The organism is Variovorax sp. GW822-FHT04E09 (assembly GCF_058800845.1).
Genome location: NZ_JBXAMR010000003.1, coordinates 548,690 through 565,163 on the forward strand (window position 1 = coordinate 548,690; position 16,474 = coordinate 565,163).

General features: G+C 70.2%; 15 protein-coding genes. 7 read left to right on the forward strand and 8 right to left on the reverse strand.

The window, feature by feature from the left end; genetic code table 11:
• Nucleotides 1–31 precede the first annotated feature (31 nt).
• Together AC1RL8_RS14795 and AC1RL8_RS14800 are read left to right on the forward strand one after the other, a co-directional pair.
• On the forward strand, nucleotides 32–574 hold the full coding sequence (locus AC1RL8_RS14795) for a hypothetical protein (protein ID WP_492684645.1): 543 nt from the start codon (nucleotides 32–34) through the stop codon (nucleotides 572–574).
• A gap of 211 nt (nucleotides 575–785) precedes the next feature.
• Complete coding sequence (locus tag AC1RL8_RS14800; protein ID WP_095949588.1) at nucleotides 786–2,036, forward strand: MFS transporter; 1,251 nt, start codon at nucleotides 786–788, stop codon at nucleotides 2,034–2,036.
• Nucleotides 2,037–2,042: 6 nt separating this feature from the next.
• Here the strand turns inward: AC1RL8_RS14800 and AC1RL8_RS14805 are convergent, their stop codons facing one another.
• Nucleotides 2,043–2,969, reverse strand: coding sequence for a LysR family transcriptional regulator (locus AC1RL8_RS14805; RefSeq protein ID WP_492684646.1), 927 nt, complete (start codon nucleotides 2,967–2,969; stop codon nucleotides 2,043–2,045).
• A 48-nt stretch (nucleotides 2,970–3,017) separates the two neighbouring features.
• On the opposite strand from AC1RL8_RS14805, the gene AC1RL8_RS14810 reads away from it, so the two are divergent.
• Nucleotides 3,018–3,542 (forward strand): GNAT family N-acetyltransferase, encoded by a 525-nt coding sequence (locus AC1RL8_RS14810; protein WP_492684647.1) that lies wholly within the window; start codon nucleotides 3,018–3,020, stop codon nucleotides 3,540–3,542.
• On the forward strand, nucleotides 3,529–4,845 hold the full coding sequence (locus tag AC1RL8_RS14815; RefSeq protein WP_492684648.1) for an MFS transporter: 1,317 nt from the start codon (nucleotides 3,529–3,531) through the stop codon (nucleotides 4,843–4,845). Before AC1RL8_RS14810 ends, AC1RL8_RS14815 begins: the two co-directional genes overlap by 14 nt.
• On the opposite strand, the gene AC1RL8_RS14820 is transcribed toward AC1RL8_RS14815, so the two are convergent.
• Nucleotides 4,766–5,692, reverse strand: a complete 927-nt coding sequence (locus AC1RL8_RS14820; RefSeq protein ID WP_492684649.1) for a nitrilase family protein — start codon at nucleotides 5,690–5,692, stop codon at nucleotides 4,766–4,768. The two genes, AC1RL8_RS14815 and AC1RL8_RS14820, sit on opposite strands and share 80 nt — an antisense overlap.
• Nucleotides 5,693–5,810: 118 nt before the next feature.
• Here AC1RL8_RS14820 and AC1RL8_RS14825 point away from each other — a divergent pair, with 118 nt between their 5' ends.
• Nucleotides 5,811–6,269 carry a winged helix-turn-helix transcriptional regulator gene (locus AC1RL8_RS14825; RefSeq protein ID WP_095746483.1) on the forward strand — a complete coding sequence of 153 codons (459 nt, stop codon included), beginning with the start codon at nucleotides 5,811–5,813 and terminating at the stop codon, nucleotides 6,267–6,269.
• 13 nt (nucleotides 6,270–6,282) lie between these two features.
• Here AC1RL8_RS14825 and AC1RL8_RS14830 read toward each other — a convergent pair whose 3' ends face one another.
• The 5 genes from AC1RL8_RS14830 to AC1RL8_RS14850 all read right to left on the reverse strand — a co-directional run bounded on the left by AC1RL8_RS14830 (nucleotide 6,283) and on the right by AC1RL8_RS14850 (nucleotide 11,976).
• Nucleotides 6,283–7,608 (reverse strand): OprD family outer membrane porin, encoded by a 1,326-nt coding sequence (locus AC1RL8_RS14830; RefSeq protein WP_493196559.1) that lies wholly within the window; start codon nucleotides 7,606–7,608, stop codon nucleotides 6,283–6,285.
• Nucleotides 7,609–7,618: 10 nt separating this feature from the next.
• Nucleotides 7,619–8,800: an acetyltransferase domain-containing protein gene (locus AC1RL8_RS14835; RefSeq protein WP_492684651.1), complete on the reverse strand. Its 1,182-nt coding sequence runs from the start codon at nucleotides 8,798–8,800 to the stop codon at nucleotides 7,619–7,621.
• A gap of 76 nt (nucleotides 8,801–8,876) precedes the next feature.
• Entirely contained in the window at nucleotides 8,877–10,154 is a 1,278-nt protein-coding gene (locus AC1RL8_RS14840; protein WP_492684652.1) for an AI-2E family transporter, read from the reverse strand.
• Complete coding sequence (locus AC1RL8_RS14845; RefSeq protein WP_070062219.1) at nucleotides 10,151–10,903, reverse strand: LytR/AlgR family response regulator transcription factor; 753 nt, start codon at nucleotides 10,901–10,903, stop codon at nucleotides 10,151–10,153. Before AC1RL8_RS14845 ends, AC1RL8_RS14840 begins: the two co-directional genes overlap by 4 nt.
• Nucleotides 10,900–11,976: a sensor histidine kinase gene (locus AC1RL8_RS14850; RefSeq protein ID WP_492684874.1), complete on the reverse strand. Its 1,077-nt coding sequence runs from the start codon at nucleotides 11,974–11,976 to the stop codon at nucleotides 10,900–10,902. Before AC1RL8_RS14850 ends, AC1RL8_RS14845 begins: the two co-directional genes overlap by 4 nt.
• A 57-nt stretch (nucleotides 11,977–12,033) precedes the next feature.
• Between AC1RL8_RS14850 and argH the strand changes: the two genes are divergently transcribed.
• Both argH and AC1RL8_RS14860 read left to right on the forward strand, forming a co-directional pair.
• Nucleotides 12,034–13,431 carry an argininosuccinate lyase gene (argH, locus tag AC1RL8_RS14855; RefSeq protein WP_492684653.1) on the forward strand — a complete coding sequence of 466 codons (1,398 nt, stop codon included), beginning with the start codon at nucleotides 12,034–12,036 and terminating at the stop codon, nucleotides 13,429–13,431.
• A gap of 33 nt (nucleotides 13,432–13,464) precedes the next feature.
• Nucleotides 13,465–14,943, forward strand: coding sequence for a rhomboid family intramembrane serine protease (locus AC1RL8_RS14860; protein WP_492684654.1), 1,479 nt, complete (start codon nucleotides 13,465–13,467; stop codon nucleotides 14,941–14,943).
• A 45-nt stretch (nucleotides 14,944–14,988) separates the two neighbouring features.
• Here the strand turns inward: AC1RL8_RS14860 and AC1RL8_RS14865 are convergent, their stop codons facing one another.
• The gene (locus AC1RL8_RS14865) at nucleotides 14,989–16,335 is read right to left on the reverse strand and encodes an MFS family transporter (RefSeq protein ID WP_070062216.1); all 1,347 of its coding nucleotides are present in this window, start codon (nucleotides 16,333–16,335) and stop codon (nucleotides 14,989–14,991) included.
• Nucleotides 16,336–16,474: the final 139 nt, after the last annotated feature.

The following is a 16,474-nucleotide window of genomic DNA, read 5'->3' on the forward strand; positions in this document are numbered from 1 at the left end:
TGGTCCGGACCCGCTTTCACCCCGCGCATTCATGACCAAAATCCAGTTCCGCCGACGCGTCATCGTCCTGATCCTCCTGTGCGTGGCCGTGGGCGGCGGCATCGTGCGGCACTACGCGGCGCCCGGCACCACCACGCGCGACATCGCCACGCTGCTGATGGTGCTGTGGGTGCCGATCATCGGCAACGTGATCGGGTGGCTCATCGGCAAGCTGCCGCGCCGCACGCCCAAGCAGGCCCCGCCCGCAGGCTTCGACGCGCTGCCCGAGTTCACGCCGCACCTGGCCGTGGAACTCACCTTCCGCCGTCCCTCGGTGCCGGCGCAGGACGTGCCGCTGGGCCCCGGCGAATACCGGGGCGCGCTGGTGCTCGACACCGAAGGCTTCTCGGCGCGCTGGCGCGTGCCGCAGGGCACGTTGCTCGCGCGCGGCACGCCGGTCGCGCTCGACATCGAGTTTCTCTCGCCGGCCGTCGCGCAGCCGAAGTTCGTGCAAGGCACGGCCTTCCGCGTGCTGGTCGATGAATCGTTCGTGGCCGACGGACAGGCGCTGCAGTTGCGCCCTGCCCACACTTAGTCTCGGCAACTCCAAAAAACGGTGACGGCGAAAGACGCCATCGCCGCATCCCTGGATGGCTGCAGTCACCAAAGGGGTCGATTGTTCGCCGCAGGGAAACTGTCTACTGCTCCACCGCCCCTTGGTCGCAAGGCGGCCGGCTCGCACACTCCAATGCCCCCTCACCGGCATTGGCGTCTTCATCGCCGATGCGTTCAAGGACTGCATCTCCATGATGAATTCTTCCGGCAGCACCCCCTGCATCGACGACCTGGCGGCGCCCGCGCGCGACGCCGTGGCCGCCCCCACCCGCTCCGCATGGCTCGCGGTCGGCTCCATCGCCGTCGGCACCTTCGCGATGGTGTCGACCGAGTTCATGCCCATCGGCCTGCTCACCGACATCGCGCGCGGCCTGAACGTGTCGGACGGCACGGCCGGGCTGATGATCACCATGCCCGGCGTGCTCGCTGCCTTCGCCGGGCCGGCGCTGATCGTCGCCTCGGGCCGGCTCGACCGGCGCACGGTGCTGATCGCGCTCACGCTGCTCTTGATCGCCTCGAACCTGCTGGCCGCGTTCGCGCCCAACTTCACGACGATGCTGGTCGCACGCCTGATGCTCGGCCTGGCCGTGGGCGGCTTCTGGACCTTCGCGCCCGCCGCCGCCACGCAGCTGGTGCCCGACGCCTCGAAGGCGCGCGCCATGTCGCTGGTGCTGGCCGGCGTGTCGGCCGCCACGGTGCTCGGCGTGCCCGCGGGCTCGTGGCTGGGCACGATGTTCGGCTGGCGCGCCTCGTTCGCCGTGACCGGCGCGCTGGCCGCGGCCGTGCTGCTGGTGCAGCTGTGGCTGCTGCCCGCCATTCCGCCGCAACGCGCCATCGGTGCGCGCGACCTGCTCACGCCGCTCACGCGCCGCATGGCGCAGGTCGGCCTGCTCGCCGTGCTGTTCTTCATCGCCGGCCACTTCGCGGCCTACACCTACCTGAAGCCGCTGCTGCAGCAGGTGTTCGGCCTGCAGGCCAACGCGGTCTCGACGCTGCTGCTGGTCTACGGTGCGGTGGGCTTCATCGGCACCTTCCTGGGCGGCAGCCTGGTGGCGCGCAGCGTGCGCGGCACCACCTTGCTGGCGGCGCTGATGCTCGCCACGGCGCTGCTGCTGTCGACGCTGATCGGCACCGGCATGGTGGCCGGCGCGGTGGTGGTGGTGATCTGGGGCGTGGCCTTCGGCCTGATTCCAGTGGCGCTCACCGGCTGGATGATGGAAGCCGTGCCCGACGCGCAGGAAGCCGGCCAGGCCCTGCTGGTGACGGGCTTCCAGGTGGCGATCGCCTCCGGCGCGCTGATCGGCGGCCTGATGGTCGACAGCCGCGGCATCTCGCCCACGATGGTGCTCAGCGGCGTGCTGGTGCTGATCGCCGCGCTCATCGTCGGCACGCTGGGCCGCGCACGCGGCGGCGCGGCGCCGCTGGCGGCCATTCCAGAGTAAGGACTCCTAGCGGCGGCCGGGTTTCTTCCCGGCCGCCACGATCGCCTCGAGCACCGTGCGCAGCGCCTTGTTGAGCGGCTTGTCGCGACGGATCACCACCGCCAGCGTGCGGTGCATGCGCGGGGCGAGGCGGCTGGCCTTCAGCGCCGGGTGGGCGCCGCGCCCCGCCATCGACATGCCGGGCACCAGGCCGTAGCCCAGCCCCGCGGCCACCATCTCCTTCATCGCCTCGACGCTGCCCAGCTCCATCACGGGCTGCGGCTGCAGGCCCTCGGCAGCAAACCAACGATCGACCAGCTTGCGCGTGTTGGCCGCGGGCTCGAACAGCACCAGCGGCAGCGGCGCCAGGTCGGCCGGCGTCACGCGGGCCTTGAGCGGCGCGAGGTCGGCGCGGCCGATGGCGACGAACTCGTCGTCGCACACGGGGATCACGCTCAGCGAACGCCCCGCCGCGGGCAGCGTGACCAGCGCGAGGTCGATGCTGTTGTCTTCCACCTTGCGCACGTGCTCGTCGGTGTTGCCGGTGCTCACCACCACGCTGAGCGCGGGGAATTCCTCGCGCAGCTGGCGCAGCACGGCCGGCAGGAAGTACAGGCAGGCCGTGGCGCCCGTGCCCAGCCGCACGCGGCCCGTGACGCCGCGCGCGTGGTCGGCCAGCGCGTCGATCGCGTTCTCGACCGCCGCTTCGATCTGCGGCACATGGCGCAGCAGCTCCGCACCGGCCGGCGTGGCCCGCGCGCGCTTGCCGACCCGCTCGATGAGCCGCACCGCGAGCCGGCGTTCGAGCTGGCGCACCTGCAGGCTCACGGCCGGTTGCGACAGGCCGAGCCGGTCGGCCGCGGCGGAGAAGCTGCCGGTGTCGATCACCAGGGCGAAGGTGGCGAGCTGGTCGAGGCTGAGGTTCTTTTCCAAAGTATTCCTTATGCGTTGCATAGGCAGGCCAAGCTTCACTTATCGATTCGGCCTCGTCAAGATCGAGGCATGTCCTCCTCTTCCGTTGCTTCCACCGCGCTCGACATCGCCGATGCCGAGCCCCACCACATGGCCCGCGTGCAGGCCATCTACAGCCACTACGTGCTGCACGACCTGTGCTCGTTCGAAGAAGAAGTGCCCCCCGTCGCGCAGATGCAGGCGCGCCGCATCGACGTGCAGGAACGCGGCCTGCCGTACCTCGTGGCGCTGAAGGATGGCGAGGTGGCCGGCTACGCCTACGCCGGCCCCTATCGCGCGCGCTCGGCCTACCGGCACACGGTGGAAGACTCGATCTACGTCGCAGCCGACATGCATGGCCACGGCATCGGCACGGCGCTGCTGCAGGCGGTGATCCACCGCTGCACCGAGGCGGGCTTCACGCAGATGGTCGCGTGCATCGGCCACAGCGGCAACGCGGGCTCGCAGCGGCTGCACGCGCGCCTGGGCTTCGAGACGGTCGGCGTGCTGCGCCACGTCGGCTTCAAGTTCGGCCAGTGGGTCGACACCGTGCTGATGCAGCGTGCACTGCGCTGACCCCACCCCGGCGGCGCCGCGGCGCGGATGGCTGGCGCTGCTGTGCGCGAGCCGGCTGCTGCAGGGGATGATCGTCACGGCCTATTCGGGCGTGCTGCCGTTCATGCGGGACGACTGGCAGATGACGGCCGCGCAGGCCGGTTCCATCCAGAGCGCCTGGCACGTGGGCTACATGAGCTCGCTGTTCGCCGTGGGCCTGCTGGCCGACCGCTTCGGCCCGCACCGCATCTTCGCGGTCGGTGGCGCGATCGGCGCGGCCGCCTCGCTGGCCTTCGCCCTCTTCGCGCACGACCACCGCTCAGCCCTGCTGCTGTACGGCCTGGCGGGCCTGTGTGCGGGCGCCTCGTACACGCCGGGGCTGCAGCTGCTGTCGCTCAACGCCGGGCCGGCGGTGCGCGGGCGTGCGATGGGCCTGTTCCTCGGCGCGGCGTCGATGGGCTATGCGCTGTCGCTCGCGGTGGTAGCGGGGTTCAGCGTGGTGGCGCACTGGCGCACCGGGCTGCTGGTGGCGGCGGGCTGCACCGTGATGGGCGTGCTGCTGGCCCAGCTCGCGCTGCGGCGCATGGCACCGCCTGCGCCACGGGTCGCCGGTGCGCCGCGCGAAGGCGTGCTGCAGGCACTGAACGCGACCGTGCGCGACCGGCCCGCGATGGCCGGCAACTGGGCCTACGCCTTCCACTGCTGGGAGCTGATGGCACTGTGGGCCTGGCTGCCCGCCTACCTCATGGCCTCGTCCCGTGGCGGCGCGACCGCATGGCCGGCCGCGGGCATCGCGCTGGCGGCGTTCGCGCACCTCGTGAGCGTGTTCGGCAGCGTGGTGGGCGGCGCCGCCTCCGACCGGCTGGGCCGCGCGCGCGTGATGATGATCGCCACCCTCGCGAGCCTGAGCCTGTCGTTCACTTTCGGCTGGATGTGGACCTGGCCGCTGTGGGCGCTGGCCGCGATGGCGGCGCTGTACAACCTGCTGGCCATCGCCGATTCGTCGGTCTACTCGACCGCGCTGGCCGACGTGGTGGCGCCGCACCGGCTCGGCGTGGCGTTCTCGGTGCGCTCGGTGATGGGCTTCGGCGCGGGCGCGCTCAGCCCGTGGGTGTTCGGGCTGGCGCTCGACTGGGGGCAGGCGCGGTTCGGCCTCGGCAGCACGTACGCGTGGGTGGCGGCGTGGAGCTCGGTCGGGCTCGGGGCGTTGCTCGGGCCGTGGATGATCGTGCGCTTCGCGCGGCTCAGCGCGGCAGTGCCGCCCCGCGGTAGCCCAGCATCGCGTCGTACAGATCGGTTCGCCGGTCGCGGTGCAGGTCGTTGAGCGGCGTCCAGATCGGCGCCGAACGCGCAGCGCCCAGGTCGACGTCGGCGTAGAGGATGGTCTCTTCCTCGGGCCCCGCGATGCGCCCCATCGGCCAGCCGTTGGTGCCCGCGATCAGCGAGTTGCCCATGAAGCCCGTGCCGCGCTCGCGGCCCACGCGGTCGGCGGTGGCGATGAAGACGTTGTTGGCGTGCGCGGCCGTCATCGTCAGGTAGGCCGCCATGCACACGCCGCTGGCGTCGTACAGCGGCGGCGGCGTCCAGACCCAGCCCGTGGGCACGCAAATGATGTCGGCGCCCTGCTGCGCCACGATGCGCGGCGCCTCGGGAAACCAGATGTCCCAGCACACGAGCAGGCCGATGCGGCCGATCTTCGTCTCGAACACCGGGTAGCCCTCGTTGCCGGGCGTGAACCACAGCTTCTCGTTGTTCCACAGGTGGGTCTTGCGGTAGCGGCCGATGTAGCCCTCGGGGCCGACGAGCACGGCGGTGTCGAACAGCTGCATGCCGTCCTGCTCGGCCAGGCAGCCGACGAGGTACACGCCGTGCTGCGCCGCGAACGCGATCCAGCCCTGCACGGTGGGGCCGTGCGGCACGGGCTCGGCATGGGCGAAGGCCTCGGTGCGGCCGTTGAAGCAGTAGCCGGTGGTCGCCAGTTCGGGCAGCACGATGAGCTGCGCGCCGCCGGCCACCGCCGCTTCGAGCTGTGCGCGCACGGCGGCGGCGTTGCGCGCGAGGTTCTCGACGCCGACCTGCGGGTCGAACTGCACGACGGCCACGCGCACGGGGCTGGCGCGCAGGCCGGGCACGGCGTCGCCGCCGGAGGGAATGCTTACTGGGACGGTCATGGTCATTTCAGGTTTCAAATTAAAACCATATGGATGCTAGCCGCATCAGTTTTAATTTGCAACCAATCCAACGCTACGGTCTAATCCCGCCATCCCAGGGACGCACAGGAAACACACGATGGCCAGGAGAAAAAGTCTGAGGTTCGACGCCTGCCCGATGGCGCGCGCGCTCGAGATCGTCGGCGACCAGTGGTCGCTGCTGATCGTGCGCGACGCCTTCGACGGCATGCGGCGCTTCGGCGAGTTCCAGCAGAGCCTGGGCGTGGCCAAGAACATCCTGGCCGACCGGCTGAAGTGGCTGGTGCAGGAAGGCGTGTTCGACCTCGTGCCGGCCTCGGACGGCTCGCTCTACCAGGAGTACGCGCTGACGGCCAAGGGCCGCGGCCTGTTTCCCGTGGTGGTCGGCCTGCGGCACTGGGGCGAGGCGAACCTGTTCGCGCCCGGCGAGCCGCATTCGGTGCTGCTGGAGCGCGAGAACGGTGAGCCGGTAGCGCCGATCGACCTGCGCACGCGCGACGGCCAGCCGCTCGACCCCGCCGCGACCTTCGTGAAGAAGCTGCCCGTCACGGCCCCCTGACAGCGCCGCCCGCTCAGTCGTTGCCGATCGGGTACTCCAGCGCGACGCGGATCTGGCGCGTGTTGAGTTCGGCCTGCGCCTTGTTGTTGCGGTGCTCGCCGTAGCGCAGCAGGAAGGCCAGGCCCTTGGCGCTGCCTTGCTGGACCGTGTAGCGCAGCCACAGGTCGCGCTCCCAGTGCCGGCCGCCCTGCCCGTAGCCCAGCCATGCGTAGCCTCCGCGCGGCGGGACCCGGCTGCCGTCGATGCCACTGCCGCGGATGTAGGCGGCGCCCAGGCTCAACCCGGGCGCTCCCCAACGCGCGGCATCCACTTCGTACCGCAGCTGCCACGACCGCTCATGCGGCGCGTTGAAGTCGGACAGCTGCGCCGCATTGCCGAGCCAGACAGCGCCGCGCGTCACGTAGTCGAACGGCGTGTCGCCCGCGACCTTCTGCCAGCCCAGGCCCACGCGGTGGGGGCCGTGGGTGTAGCTGGTCATGAGGCTCGCGGTGGTGTTGTCCACCGGGCCGGCCAGCGCGCGGCCCGTGTCCTTGCTGCGGTACACCTGCAGGTCGAAGGACAGCGCACGCTTCTCCGGGAGCGGCACCGTGTAGTGGGCGCCCAGGTAGCCCGTGCGCCAGGTGTCCTCCAGGCGTGCGACGTAGGCCGTGAGCGACAGCGAAGCGCTGCCCTTCCAGGTGCCGCCGGCAAAGTCGAACACGTCGCCGCGCGGTGACTTCGGGTCGAGGTAATTGACGATCAACGGGTGGTTCGTGCCGCGCGCATGGCGGTCGGTCGACCCGGTGAAGCGGCCGGCCTGCAGCGTGAGCGTGTCGAACTCGCGGCTCGTCAGCAGCCAGCCGCGCATGGTCTCGGGCAGCAGGCGGGAATCGGACGCGCTGAAGACCGGCGTCTTGACGCGTTGCTCACCCACCGTCAGCACGGTGGCGGAGATGCGCGCCTTCAGCGCCACGCCGCCGCGCGCGATGCCGTGCTGCGCGTAGCCCGCGCCGTCCACCGGCAGCATGCGGATCTTGCCGACGCGCAGATCGTCGCCGTCGAGGCTGCGCGCGAGCGAGGCATGCGCGTCCACGCCGAAGCCGATCCAGCCCGGCGTGAAGCCGGACGCGAGGGTGCCCATGACGCCGTAGCCCCACTCCTGCGCGTGATCGCTGCGCCGCGCCCGGGGCAGCGAGGCATTGCGCCCGCCGTTGCTGCGATCGCCGTGCAGGTAGCTACGGTGCTCGTACACGCTGCGCTGGAGCACGCGCCAGCGCGTGTCCTCGACGAAGCCGCCACCTTCGGCCGCGAGGGCGGACGTGCCCAGCATGGCGAGGGCCGCGCCGCAGAACCGTCTCATCGCCAGCCGCTCACAGGTACTTGAGCCACGCGATGTCGCGACGTCGCGCCTTCAGGGCCGCGAAGGCGCGCACGGCGGGGTACAGCGCGAAGGCCAGCACCCCGGTGACCAGCCACACCATCCAGACGGCGTCGAAGCCGAACAAGCGGCCCTGGTTGGGGCCCCAGACCGCCTCGGCCCCCAGGTAGAGGAACTTGAGCACGTACAGGTGCAGCACGTAGAAGAACATGGGCGCCGCGCCGAACACGGCCAGTGGTGCGAGCCAGGCCGCGCCCTGCCGGCGCTCGAACAGGCGCAGCAGCCACAGCCCCGCGCCGAGCGTCAGCGCGATGAACAGCAAGGACGGCGGGTACTTCGTGACGTTGAGGAAGGCCATCACGGTCGTCAGCGCGCTGTCGCCTGCTGCCCAGGGCTTGTCGCCGTAGGCATTGAGTGCGCGCAGCGCCACGAAGCCAACGAGCAGGCCCACAGCCCACGCGAGCAGCCGCCGCTGGCGCTGCGGTGCATCGGCGCCGGGCAGGAACCACGGCCCGGCGACGTAGCCCAGCGCGATCACGCCGATCCACGGCAGCAGCGGGTACGACGTGCGCAGCCTCAGGGCCTCGGACACCTCGATCCAGCCCCGGTCGTGCAGCACAGCCCAGGGCACGTGCAGCACATGGCCCACGGGAAAGTGCACGCCGTCGAGCAGGTTGTGCCCCGCCACCAGCACCACGCCCAACACGACCAGCGCCCGGCGCGGCAGCCACACCAGCGCCGACAACGCCAGCATCGACAGCCCGATCACCCAGATCACCTGCAGGAACACGGTGGCCGGCGGGAACTGGAAGGTCCAGGCAAAGTTGACGACCGTGACCTCCAGCAGCACGAGGAACAGGCCCCGCTTCCACAGGAACGAGGACGCCGCAGCGCGGCCGTCCGCCTGCTTCGCGCCGTAGAGAAAGGCCGACAGCCCGGCCAGGAACACGAACACCGGCGCGCACAGGTGCGCCAGCAGGCGGCCGAAGAACAGCGCCGGCGGCGTCTGCGCCACGAGCATCGGGTCGGGCACCTGGTGGTGCAGGTAGAAGGTCTCGCGCACGTGGTCCAGCAGCATGAACAGGATCACTAGGCCGCGCAGCGCGTCGATGGAGAGCAACCGGGCCGGGGCGCCGGCCCCGGGTGGCAAGGAAGCGGATGAAACGTCGGGCATTTAATTATTGCGAATTGATTCGCAATAATTTACAGCATCGGACGAGGCACCCTCCTGAAGGGTTTGAAGGGCCGGTTCATTCGCCGAGCAGTTCGCCGATCGGCTGCAGGTCTTCCACCCGGTCGCAGATCGACTTGATGACCATGGTGATCGGGATGCCCAGCAGCAGACCCCAGATGCCCCACAGCCAGCCCCAGAAGATCACGCCCACGAACACCGCCACCGGGTTCATGCGGCTGGTGCGGCTGGTGAGCCAGGGCATCAGCAGGTTGCCGACCACCGTGTGGATGGCCAGCGACACGCCGCCCACCAGCAGCGCCATCTCGATGCTGCTGAACTGCAGGAAGGCCATAAGCCCCGCCGCCACCAGCACGATCACCGAGCCGATGTAGGGAATGAGGTTGGTCACGGCCGCGATGATTCCCCACACGGCCGCGTTCTCCACGCCGAGCAGCCAGAACGCCAGGCCGGTGGTCAGCCCCACCAGCCCGCTCACCAGGATCTGCACCAGCAGGTAGCGTTCGATGTTGCGCGTGATGTCGTCCAGCACGTGCACCGTGACCTTCTTCTTCTGCAGGCTGGGCCCGGTGATCTTGATGAGCTTGCGCCGGAAGGTGTCGCCCGAGCACAGCGCGAAGTAGGTGAGGAAGGCCACCAGCGTGAGCTGACCCATGGCGTTGAGCAGGCCGACCGTGCCGCTGAGCAGGTAGTCGCGCACGTTGAAGCCCGGCCGTTCGATCACGACGCGCGCCACGCCCTTGCGCGAGGCGACGCGCGCGGAGTTTTCCTCGGCCGCTTTCTCCAGCTGCGCGGCGGCCTGCTGCACGCTGTCCAGCGGGGTGGCGCTGGCGTTCTTGTCGCGGCGCATGGCCTGGCCGAGTTTTTGCGCAGCGACCGGCAGCGAGTCGAGCAGCTGCGAGGCGCTGCCCGAGAGCGAATAGCCCGTCCACCCGAGCCCGCCGAACAGGCCCAGCAGGATCGCCGCCGCGCCGATCCAGCGCGGCACGTACCAGCGGTGCAGGCGCTCGACCAGCGGCGACAGCGCGTAGTTCAGCAACAGGCTCAGCATGAGCGGCACGAACACGGCCTGGCCCCATCGCAGCGCGAAGACGCTGGCGAGCACGGCCAGCACCACGAGCGAGGCGCTGCGCACGTCGACCGGCATGTGCAGCACGAAGCGCCTGCGCAGGGCGGAGGTCGCCTCTTCGGCGGTCGCGCTCGGCTCGACCGGCGCTGCGGGCTCGACGGGGTCGACCGGCGGCGCCGGCACCGGTGCAGGCGCAGGCGGCGGCTCATCCGCAGCCACCGGCCGTTCAGGCGCCGGCTTCGGGCCGGCCGGGGTGTCGTCGGTCATCGCGATTCCTTCAGCATCTCGCGCACGGCGGCCAGCTGGCGGCGCGACACCGCCACGGGCTCGGGCACCGAGTCCAGCCGCAGCGCCCAGCCATCGGCGTCCTCGCCGTCGTCGTAGCGCTCGAGCGCGCGGATGGCCGAGCGCGCCACCAGCGCATTGCGGTGCACGCGCAGGAAGCGGTTCGGGTAGCGCTCCTCGAAATCGTTCAGCGAGCCATCGAGGATGTGGCTGCGCGTGGCGGTGCGCACCGTGAGGTACTTGTATTCGGACTTGAGGTACAGCACCTCGGACAGCGGCACGCGCTCGGCGCGGCCCCGGTCCTGGATCAGCACGCATTCGGGCGTGGCCTCGGCGGCCGGCTGCGCGGCGCGGCGCTCCTTCAGGAAGCGTTCGACCTTCTGCAGCGCCTGCTGCAGCCGCTCGGCGCGCACGGGCTTGGTGAGGTAGTCGACCGCCTCCAGCTCGAAGGCCGTGACCGCGTGGCTGGCGTGCGCCGTCACGAACACCACGGCCGGCGCGTCGGGCCGGCTGCGCAGCGCGCGCGCCACCTCGATGCCGTCGACGCCGGGCATGTGCACGTCGAGCAGCACGAGGTCGAGGTCCATCGCGGCCAGGTGGGCCAGCGCCTCTTCGCCCTGCGCAGCCTCGGCCGTCACCTCGGCGGCGGGCGAGGTGCAGTCGCGCAGCAGCGTGCGCAGGCGCGAGCGGGCCAGGGCTTCGTCGTCAACGATCAGGGTCTTGAGGCTCATGAGGATTCGGCGGGGATGGCAATGCGTACGCGGTAGTTCTTCTGGTCCATGCCGGCGCTGAACTGCATCTGCATGTCGTGCAAGAGGCGCAGCCGCTCGCGCACGTTGTCCAGGGCGATGCCGTGGCCGCGCGGCAGCGGCTCGTCGGCCCAGCGCAGCGGCGGCAGGCTGTTGACCACCTCGATCACGACCATGCCACCGCGCCGCTCGGTGCGGATGCGCAGCTTGCCGCCCTCGGGGCTGGGCTCCACGCCGTGCTTGATGGCGTTCTCGACCAGCGGCTGCAGCAACAGCGGCGGCAGGCGCGCGTCGCTGGCGGCGGCATCGAGGTCCCAGCGGATGCGCAGGCGCTCGCCGAAGCGCACCTGCTCGATGGCCAGGTAGCGCTCGGCCAGTGCGATCTCGTCGGCCAGCGTGCCCGATTCGCCCGGCACGGTGAGCGCCTGGCGGAACAGCTCGGCCAGGTCTTCGAGCATGGTCTCGGCCTTGGCGGGCTCCTCGCGCACCAGCGCGATGGCGCTGTTGAGCGTGTTGAACAGAAAGTGCGGGCGGATGCGCGACTGCAGCTCTTCGAGCCGGGCCGTAGTGGCGGCCGGCGTCTGGCCGCGCGCGCGCAGCACCATCGCCGCCATCACCAGCCCCGCGAACAGCGCGCCGGCCAGCGCGCTGGCCAGCCAGGGGGCGCTGGCGATCACGCCGGTCAGGCGCAGCAGGCCGCAGCCGTACAGCGACGCCACGGCGCCCAGCACGGCGCCGGCGGCGTACTGGCCCGGGGGCGGCAGGCGCCGCAATTGCTTCTTGAGCCCGCAGGCCGCCACCAGCCACAGCAGCGTGGCGGGCAGCGCGCCGCCGGTGACCGTGGCCGCCTGCACCAGCCATTCGCCGAAGGTGCCGACCACGAACAGCGTGGCCACCGCCACCACCGCTTCGACGAACACCACGGTGCGCAGCACCACGCCAATCTGGCAGGCGTCGAACAGCGCCGGGCCGCCGCGCACGGGCGCGCGGGCGCGTTCCGGCGACGCCGCGGACGTGGAGGGGGAGCTGGCCGATAAAATCGCCGGGTTGCGCATCGCAGACATCAGATCCATCGGGTGACCAACCCATTATTGCCTTCCTGGACGGCTCCCATGACCCAAAACCAACTCGACAAGAAATCCGAAGCCTGGTCGGCCCTGTTCTCCGAACCGATGAGCGACCTGGTGAAGCGCTACACCTCCAGCGTCTTCTTCGACAAGCGCCTGTGGCAGGCCGACATCGAGGGCTCGCTGGCGCACGCCGGCATGCTCGCGGCCCAGGGCATCATCAGCGTGACGGACCACGCCGCCATCGAGCGCGGCATGACGCAGATCCGCGGCGAGATCGAGGCCGGCAGCTTCGAATGGAAGCTCGACCTCGAGGACGTGCACCTGAACATCGAGGCCCGCCTGACCCAGCTCGTGGGCGACGCCGGCAAGCGCCTGCACACCGGCCGCAGCCGCAACGACCAGGTCGCCACCGACGTGCGCCTGTGGCTGCGCGGCGAGATCGACCTCATCGGCGACCTGCTGGTCGAGCTGCAGAAGGCGCTGGTGGACATCGCCGAGAAGAACGTCGAGGTGATCCTGCCCGGCTTCACCCACCTGCAGGTGGCCCAGCCCGTGAGCTTCGGCCACCACATGCTGGCCTACGTGGAAATGTTCAGCCGCGACGCCGAGCGCATGGGCGAGGTGCGCAAGCGCGTCAACCGCCTGCCGCTGGGCGCCGCCGCCCTGGCCGGCACCAGCTACCCGCTGGACCGCGAGCTCGTGGCGCGCACCCTGAAGATGGACAACGTCTGCCAGAACAGCCTGGACGCCGTGAGCGACCGCGACTTCGCGATCGAGTTCACCGCCGCCGCCAGCCTGTGCATGGTGCACGTGAGCCGCCTGAGCGAAGAACTCATCATCTGGATGAGCCAGAACTTCGGCTTCATCAACATCGCCGACCGCTTCACCACCGGCTCGTCGATCATGCCGCAGAAGAAGAACCCCGACGTGCCCGAGCTGGCGCGCGGCAAGACGGGCCGCGTGGTCGGCCACCTGATGGCGCTCATCACGCTCATGAAGGGCCAGCCGCTGGCCTACAACAAGGACAACCAGGAAGACAAGGAGCCGCTGTTCGACACCGTCGACACGCTCAAGGACACCCTGCGCATCTTTGCCGAGATGATCGGCGGCATCACCGTGAAGCCGCAGGCCATGGAGGCCGCCGCGCTGCGCGGCTACGCCACCGCCACCGACCTGGCCGACTACCTCGTGAAGAAGGGCCTGCCCTTCCGCGACGCGCACGAAACCGTGGCCCATGCCGTGAAGGCCGCCACCTCGCACCAGGTCGACCTGTCGGAGCTGCCGCTGGCCGTGCTGCAGCAGTTCAACCCGAACATCGAGAAGGACGTGTACGACGTGCTGAGCCTGCGCGGCTCGCTCAACGCCCGCAACGTGCTGGGCGGCACCGCGCCCGTGCAGGTGAAGGCACAGGTCGCCCGCCACCGCGCGCGCCTGGGCTGAAGCCCGCGGCCACGCCACCGAGGGCCGCGCTTCATGTTCTACGCCATCCCGCTCGAAAACAAGCCGAGCTGGCGCAACCCGCCGTGGATGACGGTGCTGCTGATCCTCCTGAACATGCTCGTGTTCTGGGGGCCGCAGCGCAGCGAAGACAACGGCCGCGAGCGCGCCGCGCAGTTCTACGTGCAGAGCGTGCTGCCCGAGCTGGAGCTGCCGCCCTTCGTCGAGTGGCTCGAAAAAACCGACCCCAAGCGCGGCAAGCTGGCGCGCCGCATGCTGGCGCATGAAGAGGCCTACCCGCAGCTGCTCGAAGGCCTGCAGAACGACCAGCCCTTCCTGAAGAAGCTGCGCGCCGACCAGGTCGTGACGCCCGCGAACCCGCGCTTCGACGAATGGCAGCGCGACCGCCGCCAGTACGAGGCGATGCTGCCCGCGCCGTTCACCGCGCGCTGGTCGCAGGACTACGGCAAGGACGCCGAATTCAAGCCCTGGACCTGGCTCACCGCCACTTTCCTGCACGGCAGCACGGGCCACCTGCTGGGCAACATGCTGTTCCTCTTCCTGTTCGGCTTCTCGGTCGAGCTGGCGCTGGGGCGCGGCACCTACCTGAGCTTCTACCTGCTGGGCGGCGTGGGCTCCGCGCTGCTGGCCGGCTGGGCCTATGCGGGCAAGGGCGGCTACGGGCTGGGTGCCTCGGGCGCGATCTCGGCGCTGATGGGCATGTACGCCGTGATGTACCGGCTGCGGCGCATCCGCTTTTTCTACCAGCTGTTCTTCTATTTCAACTACGTCACGGCCCCCGCCCTGCTCTTGCTGCCGGCCTGGATCGCCAACGAGCTGGTGCAGCACTGGATCGGCGGCCAGGGCATCGCCTACATGGCCCACCTGGGCGGCCTGCTGACGGGCGCGGCGCTGATGGCCGGCGCCATGTGGCTGGGCCGCGTGAAGACGCCCGAGACCGTGAAGTCGGAAATGGTGACCGACGACCACCGCTTCGAGCAGCACGTGGCCGCCGCGCGCAAGCTGTCGGCGGCCATGAAGTTCGAGCCCGCGTGTGCCGAATGGCGCGCCGCCGCCGCCCTGCGCCCCGGCGACACCGACACGCTGCGCGCCTGGTTCCACACCGCGCGCCTGCAGCCCGCGAGCGACGACTTCCACCAGGCCGCGCGCCGCATCTTCCGCCTGCCCGCCACCGACGCCGACACCCTGGCGCTGCAGCACGCCAGCTTCACGACCTACCTCGACCAGGCCAAACCCGGCGTGCGCCTGAAGCCCGACGACATGGCCCGGCTGGCGCGCCGCTTCGCGCGCATCCGCCAGTTCGGCGATGCCGACAAGCTCTGCCACATCCTGCTGAAGACCGCACCCGACCATCCCGAGCTGGCCGACACGCTCTCGGTGTGCGCCAACGGGCTGCTGCACGCGGGCGAACGCGATCGCGCCCTGGGCCTGCTGCCGCACCTGCTGCGGCTGGCGCCCAACGACATGGTCACGCGCGCGTTGCAACGCACGTAAAAAACCCGGCACGCGGCCGGGTTCGTTGATGCAGCGGCGCTGCGCTTACTTGTCGTTGTGCAGGTAGGTCGCCTGCTTCGGCAGCAGCAGGCTGACCAGGAAGGCCACGCCCATCATCGCCGTCACGTACCAGTAGAAGTACGACTCGTGGCCGATCGACTTCAGGCCCAGCGCCACGTACTCGGCGCTGCCGCCGAAGATGGCGTTGCCCACGGCGTACGACAGGCCCACGCCCAGCGCGCGCACTTCGGGCGGGAACATCTCGGCCTTCACGATGCCGCTGATCGAGGTGTAGAAGCTCACCACCGCCAGCGCCAGCGTGATCAGCACGCCGGCCATCAGCGGGCTGCTCACGCTTTGCAGGTTGCTCAGCACGGGCACCGTCATCAGCGCGCCCAGGGCGCCGAACAGCAGCATGTTGCTGCGCCGGCCGATGCGGTCCGACAGCGCGCCGAACAGCGGCTGCATGCACATGTACAGGAACAGGCACGCCGTCATCACGTTGCTGGCGGTCTTGATCGACATGCCGGCCGAGTTCACCAGGTACTTCTGCATGTAGGTGGTGAAGGTGTAGAAGATCAGCGAGCCGCCGGCCGTGTAGCCCAGCACCACGAGGAAGGCGCGCTTGTGGTGCTTGAACAGCTCGGCGACGCTGCCGGCGCCCTTGGCGGCGCGGGTCTTGGTGCTGGCCGTTTCGGTCAGCGTGCGGCGCAGCATCAGCGCCACGACGGCGGCCAGGGCGCCCAGCACGAAGGGAATGCGCCAGCCCCAGGCCTTGAGCTCGGCCTCGGTGAGCAACTGCTGCAGCACCACCACGGCCACCACGGCCAGCAGCTGGCCGCCGATCAGCGTGACGTACTGGAACGACGAGAAGAAGCCGCGCTGGCCGCGCATGGCCACTTCGCTCATGTAGGTGGCGGTGGTGCCGTACTCGCCGCCCACCGACAGGCCCTGCAGCAGGCGCGCGGCCAGCAGCAGCGCGGGCGCCCAGGCGCCGATCTGCGCGTAGGTGGGCAGGCAGGCAATGACCAGCGAGCCGACGCACATCATGACGACCGAGGTCACCATCGACGTCTTGCGGCCCTTGCGGTCGGCCAGCCGGCCGAACAGCCAGCCGCCGATCGGGCGCATCAGGAAGCCGGCGGCGAACACGCCGGCGGTGTTCAGCAGCTGGACCGTCGGGTCCGACTTGGGGAAGAACGAGGGCGCGAAATAGATCGCGCAGAAGGCGTAGACGTAGAAGTCGAACCACTCCACCAGGTTGCCGGACGAGGCGGCAAAGATGGCGAAGATGCGCTTGCGCTTTTCCTCGAAGGTGTAGGGGGTGGTGTCGCGGGTCGCGTCCGGGCTGGAAGCGCCGGCGCTCGTGCTGCTGCTGGCAATGGCGGTCATGCGGGGGGTCCTTGTCTCTGGCTGCAGCCCCCGCGAAGCCCGCGGAAAGCCGTGCCGGGGAGTCTGGTCCGCCAGGGGCGCGCTGTCGTCCGTAGGGCCCCCGCCGCGGGACTGCGTACCGGTACGCAGGGGTAAACCC